The organism is Candidatus Nitrosomarinus catalina (assembly GCF_002156965.1).
In the GTDB taxonomy this organism is placed as follows: domain Archaea; phylum Thermoproteota; class Nitrososphaeria; order Nitrososphaerales; family Nitrosopumilaceae; genus Nitrosopumilus; species Nitrosopumilus catalinensis.
Window position 1 is genome coordinate 1005288 of record NZ_CP021324.1, and the last position, 14900, is coordinate 1020187.

The following is a 14900-nucleotide window of genomic DNA, read 5'->3' on the forward strand; positions in this document are numbered from 1 at the left end:
CCGATGGGAGCACTTGAATTATTATTGTTATTGCCTTAAATATCAAAATCACAAATCATATCCTATGGGTTTGAAAAATATCAACTTAAAGGAAGAATATCGTTCTGACGTGGACGATATTGTTGCAGAATTCTTTTTCCCATGCTTGAGTAACTGCATCGAATACGATAGATGTGTCAATTATCTGTCAGTTCAGGCATTAGCTACAATATCAATGGCATTTGATAATTTCAGTTCAGGTAAATCAAAATTAAGAATGATCACAGGGCATAGATTCAAAACAGAAGATTTGAATTTATTTACAAAATTATTTTCTGAAAAATTTACAAAGTCATTTGAGGGAAAATTTATCAGAAATAGTAAAATTCAGAAATTACAAAACATCGTAAATAACGGACAAATTGAATTAAAAATTGCAATTCCAAATTCAGAGAGAATTGCAGATGCATTTTCTGAAAGAATTGGAATTTTCATTGATGAGGAAGACGAGCAAGTAGCATTTACAGGAACATCCAAGGAATCATTTTCAACACAGACAAGGGATTTTGAATCAGTTGATGTTTTTACATCATGGAATGACAAATCAAGAGTGGAAAGAAAAAGAAAAGATTTTGAAGACCTGTGGCAAAATAAAACAAAATACGTAGAAGTGTGTGATTTTATGTATGCTGAGGAAAATAATCTTTTGAAATATTCAACAAAGTGGGTTACAGAAATCTAAAATTCAAAATTTCCTTCTAAACGGCTTTTATTTTCTAGGAAATTCATTTTATTGATTTTGTAATAAATTACTTCACCACGTCTTTCAATTACTGCAATAATAGGCTCTTTTCCCATTTGAGTAATCTCATCAATCTTTTTTTGTAATGCGCCCATCTTCTCTTGTTGCCCTTCGTTAAGACCAAAAATCAAGAATTTGGCACCCTTCTCACCAAAATGGCCCCTTTCATAAACTCGAAAATCAGAACCAAATCCAAATCCGTCTTTAACAACATATCCTCTGGTCTTTAGATCTCTAAATATCAAAAATTTTGTTAGAATCTCAGGATTTGTTTTTTGACAAATATTCATAAAAGTATCAAAATCAATTTGTTTTTTATTTTTCTTTAGAAATAATTTACGAGTATATAGCAAATACAATGTTTCAAAAGACTTTAGAAATAATTTCCCTTTAGTGATTTCACCAAATCCCTTTTGCTCAAGATCATGGATCATCTTATGTTCGGAAATACAGGCTTGATCTAAAATCAAGTCTCCTCTAACTTCAATAGTCTCATCCATATTATTGTGAAAAATGGAAGATTTCCATATAAGCATTGGAAATATGACCAAATAGCTGCTAACCGTTAAAATATGGGCATTCATGGTTGAGATTATCATGCATGGTGCAAACTATAGAGACGGTACAGGTCAAGTATTCACAAGAAAGGAATACATCAAAGGAAAACCACAAATTAAAATTGCAAAATTTCAAGGTGGTAAAAGAGGCACCTACGAATACTGTGTTCAATTATTGATGAACGAACGTCTTCAAATTAGACATATGGCCATTGAATCAACCAGATTAGCAGCTAACAAAACACTAGAAAAAACAACTGGTGAATCGGGTTACTATTCAAGACTTAGAATTTATCCACATAATCTCTTAAGAGAAAATAAACAAATTGCCACTGCTGGTGCAGACAGAGTTTCAGAAGGTATGAGAAGATCATGGGGCAAAGCAACCAGTTTAGGTGCAAGAGTAAGACAAGGACAATGCATTATGGAACTGTACGTCAATGGTGAAGCATATCTAACTGCAGCAAAGAAAGCACTTCACGGAGCATGTGTAAAACTACCAGGCACTCCAACAATCAAAGTGATTGAATGGAATAAACCATCACCATAGACTGTCTAAATCAGATTTCTTATTTTCAATAAATTTTAAAAAATCTTCAAATTCTTGCTTAGTTGGTTCTCGCTTGAGGATTCTTTTACTTTGATAGAAAAAAGTATTGTACAATCTACCTACTACAATTCCCAACGCGAAAGATTTGGAACCATCAATTGTAGAAAGTAGTTTAATCAGTTCCTTGATATCATCTTTATTGGAAATACTATCTTGAATTTTTTGTTCAATTTTCTTTAAAAGAATCTCATCCACATACTACTAAAGCAATGAAAGCTTAAAAACGCTTAAATCTGCAAATTCAACCCTTTGAATTGTTGCAGTTATAGTACAGTCTGGTTAGTACTCGTGCTTGCCAAGTACGTGACCCGGGTTCAAATCCCGGTAACTGCACCATCTATTGATTTTTAGGAATTAATGCATTTTTTATGATTTCAAGTGCATCATGAGCCTTTTCAGGTCTGGGTAACTGAATTGCAATTACATTATCCTGTCCATATCTTGATTCAGGTGAATTAAGTACAAGCATGGATGTGTTTGCTAAAACTTCAAAAAAGTTCAAATCAGTTTTTCCGTTAACAAGAAACTTTTCTGAAATATTGCCCACTGAAAAAGTCAAAACAATTTCTACAAATACATTTCCCAATCCGTCTTGCAAAATATTCAGATCAGTGTTAACAGAAAAAGGTTGACCCTCAATTTTTGCACGAATCAAACCATATTTTTCTTCATCAATTACAATACATGGAGTTTCTTTTCCTTCAAAATCAAAAGTGGTAATACCATCATGAACACTATCTAACATTTTTTGCAATTCATCAGACATCCTCTTTTTCCTCCAATGCAGGAACAATTCTGTCACTTGCTTTAACTAAGAATGGGGAAATAAATGCAGTAATAATTGAAATTATACCAACAAGAGGGAACAAGAATGCAGATACTGCGCCAATATCAACTCCAACTTTTACAATTACAATTGAGAATTCACCACGAGGAGCAGCTAATGTAAATGCTGAACGGAGTGCTTTTCCACGTTTTTGTCTGAAGATGAAATTACCCAACATATTTCCACCAAATTTCATACCAGTGGCAACAGCAATCAGAGCAATTGCAATGAAAATATAATTTTCAAGTTGTGAAACATCCATCAATGCGCCTACAGAAATGAAAAATATTGCTACAAACATGTCTTTGATTGGACTGGAAAGCAATTTTGCAACCTCAGCAGATTTTGATTCTGCTACCAATACGCCAGCTAAAAAGGCACCAATTGCAACAGACAATCCCACAATATTTGCCAGTAAGGCATAACCAAAGCACACCCCAAGAACACTTAGAAGTAAAATTTCACGATTTTCAGCAGCTGCAACTCTATCAATTAAACCTGGAACTATTCGAGTTCCAATAGTAAAGGTTCCAACAATAAGGCCTACTGCAACTAATACAACTACAATTATGGACTCTATAGATACAGATCCGACTAGAGCAACTGATTGTAATGTAGAAATCAAAATTACAGCAATTACGTCTTCGACAATCAAAATACCTAAAACAAGGATAGACGATTCTTTTTTGATTTTTCCCATCTCTTCTAAAATTTTAACAATAATGGCAGTACTAGAAATTGACAAAGCTGCTGAAATGAATAATGCATCCATAAATTGCAAACCAAGTGCAGTTGAAGCATAAAACAAAACACCCAATGTAGAGAACAGTCCAATTGTTCCTACACCGACAGATACTTTTCCAATGGATTTGATCTTTGCATATGGAAATTCAATTCCGATAACAAATAGTAATAAAATTACACCAATCTCTGAAAACAAATGCAATGCAGAGATATCTGATAAAATTCCAACACCATCTAACATTTCAGACGGGGAATTATTTTCAGGCAATATCCAAGTCCAAAGAGGAGACAACGGACCAATCAGCATTCCTGCAAACAGATATCCAATAATCAAAGGTTGTCTAATTTTAAAAAATGCAAGTGTAACAATAGAACCTATGATCATGATAAAAGCTAAATCAGTTACAAAACTTGTATGTGGTAATTCCGGAGTTACTTGTTCAATCAAAGTGTTAACAGTAGAGTTAAGAGAATTTTGAATTGTACTGGAATCCAATTGTAACGAAAGATTTTGCATAATATCATTGATTGAATTTCATTAAAAAGTGATTGCGTGATTAAAATTTAGAAAAAAAATTATCGAAAAATCAAATAAATGATTATCAAAAGATTAGCAATTTGAAACTTCTTTATGCCTAGTTGTTTTAGTAAAAATGCAGAGTGATGAGTAGGTCAGCAGATTAGGATTAAGATGAAGAGATATGACCTGGGGTAACTGACTGCAATTATGGTTACATTGGAATAACCCAATTATTAATAGTACGGTACCGTACTGTACTATATGATTCAATGCGAATATTGTGCAAGAGGATTCATTGAGACAACTAATGGTCTTGCTGAGAAGACATTTCATGAATTACTTCATGAACCAGAAGTTGTAAACAAGTGACTCTTTACATTTTTTATTTTAAACCTAAATTTTTTATTCTTAGTTTCTTAATTCATCGTATATGGTTTCTAAGACAAGTAAGAAAAAAGTTGTAAAAGCAGTCAAAAAACAACCTAGTCCTGCAGCAGTATTAAAAAAAGTTTCATCAGTTTCAGACTCTAACAAAGCACTACAGAAGGAAATTAAAGTCATGTCAAAGATATTTGGGGAAAATCAAAAAGTCCTGGTTTCCATGAAAGGAATGATTGACACATTAACATCGACATTAGAACATATTCAAAAACAATCTAAACAAATCAACATCATAGAAGACGATACTCAAAAATTGTATGCAGGATTAAATCAAGTGAGAACACAATCTAATTTAATAAGTAAAATAAACAATCAAACTGAAAAATTAGAAAACGAATTAAGCAGAATTTCAGAAGTACAAAAGAAATCAAAGCCTCAAGAAATATCTCAAAAAGTTGAAGAGAGTATGAATTCAATTTCAAATAATTCGCAAATGATCATAAAAATTGCACAAAGAATTGACGAGGTCAGAGATGACTTGAGAGAAGTCTCTGGAAAAACAAATTCATTTTTAGAAATCAGTTCAGAGATGAATAAACTCAAAGAAAATATCGAAGAGATTTCTGGAAAAACAGATAACATCAATACAAGTAGTCAGGTAGTTGAAAGTCTGAAACAAGAATTTGAGAAAATAATTGAAGGGGTTACAGACGCATCAACTGTAAATGCAGAATTAGAAGCAATCAAAATTTCAATTGATGCAATATCTTCAAAAGCCTCAAAAATTGATTCATTGGGAGGCGTGATAGATGGCCTCAAACAACAATTTGAAACAGTGTCATCAACTGTAAACTCTAGTGATGCAATTAGCCTAGAATCAGTTAGAGAATTGGGTGGCAAAATTGATAAAATTGAAACTGAGATTAGCTCCCTAGCAAAGAGGGCTGATTCAACTGCATTTGTGGGCGAAAACCTAAAAGAAGTTCAAGAAGATTTCTCAAATTTCAAATCCAATGTTTATGATAAAACAAACAACATTGAACAAAAAATTGTTTCAGTATCTGACACACTAAAGAGACAAGAAGCATCAACTGAAGAATTCCATAAAAAATCAGAAAAACTCTTTGAAGAAATACAATCAGTGAGAAATGTTACAAACAAGGCTTCCAGTGATTCCTCAAAAGAAATTATGGCCCTACTGAAACTATCAGAGTATCAATCAAACATCAGGATGAATACAGAATCAAAGTACGGGGATGCAAAAGACATTGAGAAAATGGCAAAACTTACAACTGAAATTGTAAATTTGTTTGATAAAATTTCAAACGAATCAGGTGAAAAAATACCTTTACCACACGAGGTAAGACAATGGGCAGTCAGTAAAATGCTAGATTGTGCTGATAGATGGGAGATAAGATTTAGTGACGTATACTCAATTCTAACAAATGCCATAGGCAGAGACATGTTAAAAGAAGCAATTAGAATTCAACAAGTAAGAGACATCTATGGAATTAGAGCAGTAGATGAAATTAGAAATGATCTAAATATTTCTTAGACACCGATTGAATCAGATTCTTTAAGTTGTGTTCTTTTTCGTTTTAATGCAGAAAATATTCCAATTATTACTGCAATCCAAATAACACTAGAAAGCATATTTGTAATGCTGACATACATGTACGGAGTGGCATCCATAATATTTTGTCGGAGCAAATCGGCTCTGTTGTTGATATCCAACATTGCTGTGTGATATGCAGAATTATCTTGAGGAATAGTTGAAATGTTGTCTAAACTTGCAAGCATTGTATCAACATCATTTTGAATTCTAATAAAGTTGGTTGATTCAGTTGCAAAAATCCATACAGGATTCTTTGAAATAATTTGACTTTGTGTGTCAGTAGTCTCAGGTAGTTTTTCCAATAATGGTTCCATATCTAATTGAATTGCAATTAGATGTGCACGAATAACTTCTGGGTCAGATGAGCCTATTATTCCGTCAAAATGACCTCTAATTCTATCTAAAGGGTAGATATCTGAATTATATCCATTAATGGCCATAAATCCACCAAAAATTATCAAACCTAAAATTCCAACCATTGATAGTTTGTAAACAGTATTTGCCATTTTCTCTTTCTTCGTCATTTTACGTTGTTCACTTGATTTATTTCTTTTAAATCGAGTATGAGAGAGACTCATGTAAGCAATAAAGAAAAATCCAATAGTTTGAATTGCAATAATTGGAACAAATACAGGATTATTTGAAAAGATTGAGATAAAAATTGCAAGTATGCCATAGACACCAAAAAATATTTCCAAAAGAGTTGTTTGTGTAAAAGGTAAATTGTATGCCTTTCCTTTCCAGTCATCTTCTTTTTTGATTATACCATATTTTGGGGTTCGAAGGAATTCATTTTTTCTACCAAAGATAGCATCAAAAACTGCAACAGTGTTATTTACAGACATTCCAGCATTGTAAACCAATAATGCAGGCAGCAACTTTGCTTTAGATTTCCACGACTTCCCATACATATTTTGAATAATCAAAATGTATGCACCAGGACCCATTGCAAGATAAGTTGCAAAGGTAATGACAGGTAGAAAACTTACGACATAAAGATTAACTTGACCAGCTAAAAGTATCGGCAATGCCAAAAATTGAATTAACATTAATGGATAAACAATATGACGAGTTAATTGAACAAATGCCTGTACTTTAGTTTCAACAGAAATTTTACGTTTTGCAGTAATATCATAAAGTAACTTTGTGGCACATTGAATTGAGCCTTTTGCCCATCGAAATTGTTGTCTTTTAGCAGCATTCATTTGAGCAGGAAGTTCTGCATCAACTACAATGTCAGGTAGGAATACACATTTCCATCCCTTCATCTGTGCTCTATAACTCAAGTCAAGATCTTCAACTAAAGTTGCAGTATGCCAACCACCTGCATCCTCAATACAATCACGTTTCCAAATTCCAGCAGTGCCATTGAAGTTCATAAACAAATGAGAATCACTTTTTGCCTTTTGCTCAATTAGAAAATGAAAATCAAGACTAAGAGCTTGCACTTTTGTGATAGTGGAATAATTTTCATTTACATGACCCCAACGGCATTGAATTAAACCAATGTTTGATTTTGAAAAATGAGGAATTGCTTTTTTAAGAAACCATGTTGGAGGGATAAAATCTGCATCAAATATTGCTACAAGTTCAGTGTCAGTAATTTGCATCGCATATTTGAGAGCACCTGCTTTGTACCCCTTTCTTGTTCCACGTCTAATATGTTCAATTTGGAATCCCTGTGTCTTGTAATAGTTTACAGTTTTTTCTAGTAAATCAACAGTGTCATCATCAGAGTCATCTAAAACCATAATATTCATTTGATTTTTTGGGTAATCCAAATTACATACTGCATCTACAAGTCGTTTTGCAACATATTTTTCATTGTAAATTGGAAGTTGAATTGTTACAGAGGGGGTTCCCAAATCAACAGTTTCAATTGATTTATTTCGTTTGTTTGCAAGTAAAACAAGATAGTAAAAATTGCAAGTATATGCAGTAATCAAAATAGCAGAAATAATAAACAAATCAAACACTAATGCAATGAAAGGGTTTCCAGCCATCTTTAGCTGCTCAAAAGTATTAGTCGATATTTATAGTTGCAATAAATGCAATTATTTTTGTTCATAGATTTTGATTGCTTGTGGAGGACATACACCTTCGCATGCAAGACAGAAAATACAATCAGGTTCTTTTGACATCAATGGTTTTTGATCAGATGCAGGATTTCCTGGAGAATCAAACCATTCGTAAACTCCAACTGGACAAGCTTCTATACATCCACCATCTGCAACACAAATATCATAATCTACTGAGACAAATTCTCCCCAAATACCCATTATTCCATTACTGGTACCTTTACGACCCCAGGTTTTGATTGTGTGTTCTGCAGCTTCATAAACAGCAGATGGTTTCATTTTTGATTTGTACTCAACATCAATTGGTCCAGGTTTTGCACCGTCTGGAATTTCAATGGATGCGTCATCTTCTTCTTCTTCATCATCTGTTGCTTCAATTGGTTTTGGTTTTGCACCAAGAACAATTTTTGCCAAAGGAGTTAGTTCCTCCAATCTTTGAATTGCATTTAGTTCAGGAATCTTTTCACTTTTTGCCAAATAAGAAATCATCTTATCTGCCAAAATTGTATTTCTCAAAATAGTATCAATTACCATTTTTGCAAAATGGTCTGCTTTCTTTCTATAATCTTTAACCCAGTTAGGATCTCCAAATTTCTCAATTGGAAATACCTGATAAATTATATCAACAACTTCTCCAGTGACAATTTCTACTGTTACAGATAAATCAACTTCTTCGTACCCTTTCTCATCAGGATCTTCCATGTTTTGCTCTTTCCAACGATATGTAGCGTAAATTCTATCTGCGTACATATCCATTTCAAATGCTTTTTTCAAACCATCATGAACGGATTTAATTTCATTTGGGTCCTCAAGTACTATAGGTAATCGGTATAAACCAAGTTTGAATCCATGTAATGGGTATACTCCACGCTTTGCCGTTGGGGCTTCCATTGACCAAACCCGATCTTTTAAAAGTAATGACATCTGTTCTCTGTGAGTAGAATTTAGTTAAAAACGTTATCAGTCATCATCTTGAGGGCAGGTTAATTCCCTCAATTCAGTGTATTTTTTCTCCATGGCATTTGCATGAAGTTGAACATCAGATAGATCATAGGAATCTTTAGAAAAATACCATCTAATTGGAACCCAGTGTCCAATTCCATCCATATCATGAATCATTCCCTTGTCAGCCTTAACTTTGAGAGTTTCATCAGTAGAAGTTTCTTTAATTTCCAATCCTCGTTTGGTTTTATCTTCTAAAACTATTGTCGAGTTTCCATCTTTTATAAAATAAAAAGATCCTTTTTCAAGAATAGGTAAATCTAAAAGCAATTTATTTTTCCACAGGGTTTCCTATCATGTTACCCCATTCAGTCCAGGAGCCATCATAGTTTCTTACCTTTGGATATCCAAGTAAATATTTTAAAACAAACCAGCTGTGTGATGAACGTTCGCCAATTCGACAATAACAAATCACATCTTTGTCAGGAGTTACACCTTTTGGTTCATAATTTTGTCTTAGTTCTTCAACTCCTTTGAATGTTCCATCAGCATCATTTACAGCAGTTGCCCATGGAATATTATTTGCTTCAGGAATATGTCCACCTCTTTGTGCATGCTCCATAGGATATTCTGGTGGAGCGGTTATTTGACCTGAAAATTCTGCAGGAGAGCGCACATCAACCATTACAGTGTCTTCTTTTCCAATTCCTCTACTAACATCAAATAGATATGCACGTAAACCCTCATCAGGTGGTTGTGCAACGTATTGTGATGAAGCGATTTGTGGTTCGTCAGTAGTGTAATCACGATTTTCTAATTCCCATTTTTTTCTTCCACCATTCATTATCTTTAGATTTTCATGTCCATAAATTTTGAAAACCCAAAAAACAAAAGCAGCAAACCAATTATTGAAATCACCATAAAGAATAACTTCAGTGTCAGCAGTGATTCCATTTTTGGACATTAATGCTTCAAATTCTTTTTTAGCAATTATGTCACGAGTCACAGGGTCATTGATATCACGTTTCCACCATATGAGACTTGCACCATTAATGTGACCTTTTTGATATCCGTTTACAGGATCATAATCAACTTCAACTAATTTTCTATTTTCATTTGGAGGGTTTTGTGATAACCATTCAGTGTCAACTAATACTTCAGGATGTGCGTAGCTCATAATTTCATGAGTCCACATTCATACTTAATTGTTTTTACAATTGTGCGTAAAAATATCATTTTTATGTAAATACAATTCAAAGGAACTTACTTGAAACTAGAAAATGTTGCCGTTGTAAGTAAAGTAGGAAACAAAGATTCAGAAAATGCTGCAGTAGATGTTGCTAAAAAATTATTAGCAAAAAAAGCAACCGTGTATACGATTTCACCAGTCAGTGTTGAAGGAGCAAAACAGATGGAAGAACTAGAAGAAATTCAGAATGTAAAGTTGGATCTCGTAGTAACGTTAGGGGGAGATGGAACAACACTTCGTGTTTTTCGAAATTTAGAAAATGAGACGCCAATCTTAACAATCAATGTTGGTGGGAATAGAGGAATTTTAGCAGAGATTACAATTGACGAGATTGATGAGGCACTAAATGAAATTTTAAATGACAACTTCTTTTTAGATAAAAGAACTAGAGTGACTGCAGTATGTGGCGGAGTAGAATTTCCACCAGCACTAAATGAAATTTACATTAGTAGAGCAAACTTGACTAAGACTGCAGAAATTGAAATTAAATTTCAAAACGATACAGTAAAACAAAAGATGGACGGAGTGATTATTGCAACACCTAGTGGTTCAACAGGTCATTCATTTTCATTAGGAGGTCCAATATTACACGAAAGTTTAGATGTCTTGATCATTACACCAGTTGCACCAGTATACAGATTAGCATCATTAGTTGTACCTGATGAAAAAATTGAAATTATTTCTTCACATGATTGCAATATTGCAATAGATGCACAAGTTGTAAAATCTGCAGGATATGAAGAATCAATAATTATTAAAAAATACAAAAGCCCAGCAGTTTTCATTAGATTGAAAAAAAGAGGTTTAAGACAAATGAGCAAACTTGGATTTTAGAATTTTAGATGCTAGTGCATTTTATGCAGGAGTTCCATTTAGATCATCTGAAGATTGTTACACAACATCTCTAGTTTATGATGAAATTCAACATATCAAAAAAAATCAGGATGTTTTAGGAACTCTTCTCGAAACAAATCGACTGAAAATTAGGGAGCCTGACAAACAATCAACTCAGGCTGCAATTAAAGCAGCAAAAGAGACAGGAGATTTTCCTCAACTATCAAAACAAGATGTTTCTATTATTGCATTAGGGATTGAAACAAAAGGACAAATCATCACAGATGATTTTGCGATTTCAAATGTTGCAAAAAACATGGGATTAAACATTGCACCAATTATGACAAAAGGAATTAAAGATGTTGGAAAATGGATTCATTATTGTCCAGGTTGTAAAACTAGTTTCAAAGGGGGAAAAGAATGCTCAAATTGCGGAACAGCATTGAAAAGAAAATTAATCAAATAATTTTTTCAGAATAATTATTGCTGCGAAATATAAAATACAACACTGACATTTGTGGTAATTTCTTCATCACCAGACATGATTGGTGCAGATTTCATTGATGATTCAGCAAAACCATCAAAAGATGCACGCATTGGACTGTCATAGTATGGAACTACATTATCATGAATAACTACAGATTTTACTCCAACAATTTTTTGTTTTAACGGAACTAGTGCTTTTTCTGCTTTTTGGGTTGCATCATTAATAGCATCAGAAATCAAGTCATCACTAATTTTTTGTAATTTATCATCAGATAATTGAAATGAAATGTTGTCAACACGATTAGCTCCTGAAGAAACTGCTGCATCAATAATATCTCCAGCAGAATTGATTTTGTCAGTTTGAATTAATAAAATATTTGACACACGATATCCATTTAGAATTTGTTTCCAGTTTCCACTAAGATCTTTTATGCTATCATATATTGGATAAATTGAAAAATTTGATGTTTGAATTTCATCTTCAGAAATTCCAGAATTGGTTAATGCAGAAATTACAGAATTCAGAGAGTCGGAATTTTGAGATAATGAATCATTAGCAGTTTTGGCTTCAGATTCGACTCCAAGTACAATTACTAATGAATCAGGATTTGAAGAGGCAGTTGCACTACCAGAAACAGATATGGTTTGTTCAGAAGGATCATATTTTTTCAACCACTCATAAATTAATTCTTCAGGAATATCATCTCCAATTACCTGAGATTCAACTTGTTTATCGCTTTGAGTTAAAGTTACAGCAAAAGCTAAAACAAAGATTACACCAACTACAACTGCAACATTGACACGGTTGTCCACAGAAATTCTAAAATCATATCCTATAAAAATCGATGAAACAAAATGACAGTAATAGTTATGTCAATGTCTTTTGGGAACTTTCCTTTTGAAGTTTATTTTTAGTTGTCAACATGTTTTTGATTTTTTTTGCACGAGCTTCACCCAATCCCTCAACTTTGGCCAATTCAGAAGTGGTTGCGCTAAAAACTTTTGATGGAGTACCAAATTTTTCAAGCATTCGAACTGCAAATTTTTCACCAATTCCAGGCAAACTACAAAGTGTGGATAATTGCTGAGTTTCTAAATTTGATGATTTTTTAATTTTTTTCAAGTAAGGACCTGTTGGCCCATCTTTTTTAGAACACATTGAAACTAATAATTTTGCAGTGTGAGATGCACTTGGGGTAGGGATTATAGGAATTTTAAATTCCAAAGCAACTCGAGAAATAGCACCATAGAAAACTAAGGGATTGTCAGTAATCTCTTCAATTTCATCAACATTTCCTTCTAGTAAAACTATAGGATTTGCAAAATGCTCTTTGAGTCTACTGCATTGGTCATATAATCTTCCATCAAAAACAGAAGCCATCAAATCCTTGATACTTTTTCTTTCAACAATGGTTTCAGGTGCAACAATATAATCACCAATTGGAAGTGTTTTCATTTCCACATTCATGCCAATTGCTTTGAGTAATTTTGGAATTCCACTTTTAGTTTCTCGTTCATCAACAATTATTCGAAGATTTTCTAATTTCACAAATATCAATTATAATGAATTGTTAATATCTTATTTGAAATAGACTAAAATTATTTTCTAGGGTTGTCATCTGCTGCTGGAGGTGGAGGGGCACTACCACTTTTCATCATTTCAGTGATTTTTGCTTCTTGTTCTTTGAGAGTTTCTTTTACACGAACTTCTTGTTTTTCAAGAACAGTTGATCTAGTTTTTGCTAATTCTATTTTTTCCTCTAATTCATCAACTAGTGTTTTTTTATCAGATTTAATTAATACAGTTCCAGCTTGCTTAAAGACAGAATCACCATCAGCAACTTTCTTTAATTCATCAACAGCTTTTTCAGTTTCTGCTTTTTCCATTTCAAGATGTTGTCTTTGAGTCATTATGGATTGTAAATTTTGTTGAGATTGTTGTAATTTTCCAATTTGTTCTTGAAGCCATGGGGGCATTTGTCCAGCAGACATGAATATCTGTGAAATTAATCTGATTATATCTTTACCGATTCAATTGTATCGTAGCTAGCTTGAATTAATCGGAGTGTTGAATTTAGATTTGCTCTAAGATGTGCAATTTGATCAGTTTCAGCGGAAATTACTAATTTTTTATCTAATTTGATTTTAGTTTTAACAGGATTTTCAGGATAAAACTCATTATCTGTGTTTACAGAATCAAAAATTGCATTGTTTTTATCTTTAGCATCTACAGTGATTTTTGCACTATAGTTTAATGTCATATGCAGTTCCAGCAACTTTATAGTTACATTTCTTACAAGACCAAATTCCAACAGCATCTCTGCCAAATGTTTGGGAACCACATTCAGGACAACTTCTTTTTTGTTTTAATTGAAGATGAACTTTTGTGTATTGTTTTCTAAGTTTAATTCCGTAACGTGCACCTAAGCCTTTAAGTGATTTCTTTGCTTTTGCCATATTATTGACCCTCCTGTTTTGAGGATTTTAATTGTTCCCTTATTTTTGCTCCTACTTTAATTGATAAATCTCCACATTGATTGATTTCTTCTTGTGTAAATCCATCGCTGCCACCTTTTTGAAGTGCAACAATATTTCCATCAGAATCTGTAGTTATAGTAATTCTTGAATCCATACTTTCCCATTCATCGCCATTAGGATCAACAACAATGTAATTTCCAATTTTTCCCATGGTTACAGATACAGGAATTGTGGTTATAGGTAACGGTTTGTCTGCACCCTCAACAACTGAAGGTTGGTCATCAACCATCTCCCATGTTGGAGTTTTTGATGTAAGTAAAGCAGCAGTTGCAGCATAAGAGCATGCATCAAAAAGATTTCCGTCATAATCAATTGCCACAACATCTGCAAATACACCAACTACAGATTTGTCCTTTTCAATTACTAAATCAGAAACATCAACCATATGACTTTCTCGAATTCCCCTATCAACAACTCTTGCCAATTCAATGACAGGTGCTTGTGGAGGTCCAGTTTCAACAGTAGGATGTGAAAGAGGCAATAATTCAGCAGTGCACATAAACATACCCTTGTCACCTACATCTGGGAAAGGTTTGTCTGGTTGGATTTTTACACCACACAAAACTTGAGTATCACCAAGATAAACTCTTGCAGAACCGTTTGCTTTAGGAATTGCGTCAATTTCGATGCATATTTTTCTTGGTTCATCTAGTGCTCTTCCATCAACTCTTTTTCCTTGTTCTAATAATTCTAGAATTTGTGCTCTTTTTAGTTCATCAATAACTGAAACGCTTGTCAT

Annotated in this window: 19 protein-coding genes and 1 tRNA gene; 6 read left to right on the top strand and 14 right to left on the bottom strand. The window is 33.3% G+C overall.

Features of this window, described 5'->3' with window-relative positions; all coding sequences use genetic code 11:
- Window positions 1-64: 64 nt before the first annotated feature.
- Entirely contained in the window at window positions 65-721 is a 657-nt protein-coding gene (locus tag NMSP_RS06085; protein ID WP_086907931.1) for a phospholipase D-like domain-containing protein, read from the top strand.
- Here NMSP_RS06085 and endA read toward each other — a convergent pair.
- Window positions 718-1281, bottom strand: coding sequence for a tRNA-intron lyase (gene endA, locus NMSP_RS06090; protein ID WP_086907932.1), 564 nt, complete (start codon window positions 1279-1281; stop codon window positions 718-720). The two genes, NMSP_RS06085 and endA, sit on opposite strands and share 4 nt — an antisense overlap.
- A 97-nt stretch (window positions 1282-1378) precedes the next feature.
- On the opposite strand from endA, the gene NMSP_RS06095 reads away from it, so the two are divergent.
- Window positions 1379-1888, top strand: a complete 510-nt coding sequence (locus tag NMSP_RS06095; protein ID WP_086908407.1) for a 50S ribosomal protein L16 — start codon at window positions 1379-1381, stop codon at window positions 1886-1888.
- Here NMSP_RS06095 and NMSP_RS06100 read toward each other — a convergent pair.
- A complete protein-coding gene (locus NMSP_RS06100) occupies window positions 1880-2143 on the bottom strand; it encodes a hypothetical protein (protein ID WP_086907933.1) in 264 nt (87 codons plus the stop codon). The two genes, NMSP_RS06095 and NMSP_RS06100, sit on opposite strands and share 9 nt — an antisense overlap.
- A 64-nt stretch (window positions 2144-2207) precedes the next feature.
- Here NMSP_RS06100 and NMSP_RS06105 point away from each other — a divergent pair.
- A tRNA-Gly gene (locus NMSP_RS06105) sits at window positions 2208-2284 on the top strand.
- 1 nt (window position 2285) lies between these two features.
- Here the strand turns inward: NMSP_RS06105 and NMSP_RS06110 are convergent.
- The gene (locus NMSP_RS06110) at window positions 2286-2714 is read right to left on the bottom strand and encodes a hypothetical protein (RefSeq protein WP_086907934.1); all 429 of its coding nucleotides are present in this window, start codon (window positions 2712-2714) and stop codon (window positions 2286-2288) included.
- The gene (locus NMSP_RS06115; protein WP_086907935.1) at window positions 2707-4035 is read right to left on the bottom strand and encodes a cation:proton antiporter; all 1329 of its coding nucleotides are present in this window, start codon (window positions 4033-4035) and stop codon (window positions 2707-2709) included. Before NMSP_RS06115 ends, NMSP_RS06110 begins: the two co-directional genes overlap by 8 nt.
- A gap of 433 nt (window positions 4036-4468) precedes the next feature.
- Here NMSP_RS06115 and NMSP_RS06120 point away from each other — a divergent pair, with 433 nt between their 5' ends.
- Complete coding sequence (locus tag NMSP_RS06120; RefSeq protein WP_086907936.1) at window positions 4469-5974, top strand: chemotaxis protein; 1506 nt, start codon at window positions 4469-4471, stop codon at window positions 5972-5974.
- On the opposite strand, the gene NMSP_RS06125 is transcribed toward NMSP_RS06120, so the two are convergent.
- Genes NMSP_RS06125 through NMSP_RS06140 form a run of 4 tightly spaced genes read right to left on the bottom strand, consistent with a single transcriptional unit; the run spans window position 5971 to window position 10231 of the window.
- Window positions 5971-8037: a glycosyltransferase gene (locus NMSP_RS06125; protein ID WP_086907937.1), complete on the bottom strand. Its 2067-nt coding sequence runs from the start codon at window positions 8035-8037 to the stop codon at window positions 5971-5973. The two genes, NMSP_RS06120 and NMSP_RS06125, sit on opposite strands and share 4 nt — an antisense overlap.
- Window positions 8038-8088: 51 nt before the next feature.
- Entirely contained in the window at window positions 8089-9036 is a 948-nt protein-coding gene (locus tag NMSP_RS06130) for a 4Fe-4S dicluster domain-containing protein (RefSeq protein ID WP_086907938.1), read from the bottom strand.
- A gap of 36 nt (window positions 9037-9072) precedes the next feature.
- Window positions 9073-9384 (bottom strand): hypothetical protein, encoded by a 312-nt coding sequence (locus tag NMSP_RS06135; protein ID WP_086907939.1) that lies wholly within the window; start codon window positions 9382-9384, stop codon window positions 9073-9075.
- Window position 9385: 1 nt separating this feature from the next.
- Window positions 9386-10231: a sulfurtransferase gene (locus NMSP_RS06140; protein ID WP_086908408.1), complete on the bottom strand. Its 846-nt coding sequence runs from the start codon at window positions 10229-10231 to the stop codon at window positions 9386-9388.
- Window positions 10232-10321: 90 nt separating this feature from the next.
- Here NMSP_RS06140 and NMSP_RS06145 point away from each other — a divergent pair, with 90 nt between their 5' ends.
- Together NMSP_RS06145 and NMSP_RS06150 are read left to right on the top strand one after the other, a co-directional pair.
- On the top strand, window positions 10322-11137 hold the full coding sequence (locus NMSP_RS06145) for an NAD(+)/NADH kinase (RefSeq protein ID WP_086907940.1): 816 nt from the start codon (window positions 10322-10324) through the stop codon (window positions 11135-11137).
- A complete protein-coding gene (locus tag NMSP_RS06150) occupies window positions 11127-11603 on the top strand; it encodes an NOB1 family endonuclease (RefSeq protein WP_086907941.1) in 477 nt (158 codons plus the stop codon). Before NMSP_RS06145 ends, NMSP_RS06150 begins: the two co-directional genes overlap by 11 nt.
- A 14-nt stretch (window positions 11604-11617) precedes the next feature.
- Here the strand turns inward: NMSP_RS06150 and NMSP_RS06155 are convergent, their stop codons facing one another.
- Genes NMSP_RS06155 through rrp42 form a run of 6 tightly spaced genes read right to left on the bottom strand, consistent with a single transcriptional unit; the run spans window position 11618 to window position 14900 of the window.
- Window positions 11618-12436 carry an SIMPL domain-containing protein gene (locus tag NMSP_RS06155; RefSeq protein WP_192866159.1) on the bottom strand — a complete coding sequence of 273 codons (819 nt, stop codon included), beginning with the start codon at window positions 12434-12436 and terminating at the stop codon, window positions 11618-11620.
- Window positions 12437-12491: 55 nt separating this feature from the next.
- On the bottom strand, window positions 12492-13172 hold the full coding sequence (locus NMSP_RS06160) for an ERCC4 domain-containing protein (RefSeq protein WP_086907943.1): 681 nt from the start codon (window positions 13170-13172) through the stop codon (window positions 12492-12494).
- Between the two features lie 50 nt (window positions 13173-13222).
- Complete coding sequence (locus NMSP_RS06165; protein ID WP_086907944.1) at window positions 13223-13615, bottom strand: prefoldin subunit beta; 393 nt, start codon at window positions 13613-13615, stop codon at window positions 13223-13225.
- 23 nt (window positions 13616-13638) lie between these two features.
- The gene (locus NMSP_RS06170) at window positions 13639-13884 is read right to left on the bottom strand and encodes a KEOPS complex subunit Pcc1 (RefSeq protein ID WP_086907945.1); all 246 of its coding nucleotides are present in this window, start codon (window positions 13882-13884) and stop codon (window positions 13639-13641) included.
- Window positions 13868-14080 carry an eL43 family ribosomal protein gene (locus NMSP_RS06175; protein WP_086907946.1) on the bottom strand — a complete coding sequence of 71 codons (213 nt, stop codon included), beginning with the start codon at window positions 14078-14080 and terminating at the stop codon, window positions 13868-13870. The genes NMSP_RS06170 and NMSP_RS06175 overlap by 17 nt, the downstream gene beginning before the upstream one ends.
- Window position 14081: 1 nt before the next feature.
- Window positions 14082-14900: an exosome complex protein Rrp42 gene (rrp42, locus tag NMSP_RS06180; RefSeq protein WP_086907947.1), complete on the bottom strand. Its 819-nt coding sequence runs from the start codon at window positions 14898-14900 to the stop codon at window positions 14082-14084.

Excerpts from the sequence above, each read along its gene's own strand:
- NMSP_RS06170 (WP_086907945.1), bottom strand. The coding sequence starts at position 13,884 with ATGACATTAAACTATAGTGCAAAAATCACTGTAGATGCTAAAGATAAA.
- NMSP_RS06120 (WP_086907936.1), top strand. The coding sequence starts at position 4,469 with ATGGTTTCTAAGACAAGTAAGAAAAAAGTTGTAAAAGCAGTCAAAAAA.
- endA (WP_086907932.1), bottom strand. The coding sequence starts at position 1,281 with ATGGATGAGACTATTGAAGTTAGAGGAGACTTGATTTTAGATCAAGCC.
- rrp42 (WP_086907947.1), bottom strand. The coding sequence starts at position 14,900 with ATGACAAGCGTTTCAGTTATTGATGAACTAAAAAGAGCACAAATTCTA.
- NMSP_RS06130 (WP_086907938.1), bottom strand. The coding sequence starts at position 9,036 with ATGTCATTACTTTTAAAAGATCGGGTTTGGTCAATGGAAGCCCCAACG.
- NMSP_RS06125 (WP_086907937.1), bottom strand. The coding sequence starts at position 8,037 with ATGGCTGGAAACCCTTTCATTGCATTAGTGTTTGATTTGTTTATTATT.
- NMSP_RS06110 (WP_086907934.1), bottom strand. The coding sequence starts at position 2,714 with ATGTCTGATGAATTGCAAAAAATGTTAGATAGTGTTCATGATGGTATT.
- NMSP_RS06085 (WP_086907931.1), top strand. The coding sequence starts at position 65 with ATGGGTTTGAAAAATATCAACTTAAAGGAAGAATATCGTTCTGACGTG.
- NMSP_RS06140 (WP_086908408.1), bottom strand. The coding sequence starts at position 10,231 with ATGAGCTACGCACATCCTGAAGTATTAGTTGACACTGAATGGTTATCA.
- NMSP_RS06095 (WP_086908407.1), top strand. The coding sequence starts at position 1,379 with ATGCATGGTGCAAACTATAGAGACGGTACAGGTCAAGTATTCACAAGA.
- NMSP_RS06115 (WP_086907935.1), bottom strand. The coding sequence starts at position 4,035 with ATGCAAAATCTTTCGTTACAATTGGATTCCAGTACAATTCAAAATTCT.
- NMSP_RS06175 (WP_086907946.1), bottom strand. The coding sequence starts at position 14,080 with ATGGCAAAAGCAAAGAAATCACTTAAAGGCTTAGGTGCACGTTACGGA.
- NMSP_RS06165 (WP_086907944.1), bottom strand. The coding sequence starts at position 13,615 with ATGTCTGCTGGACAAATGCCCCCATGGCTTCAAGAACAAATTGGAAAA.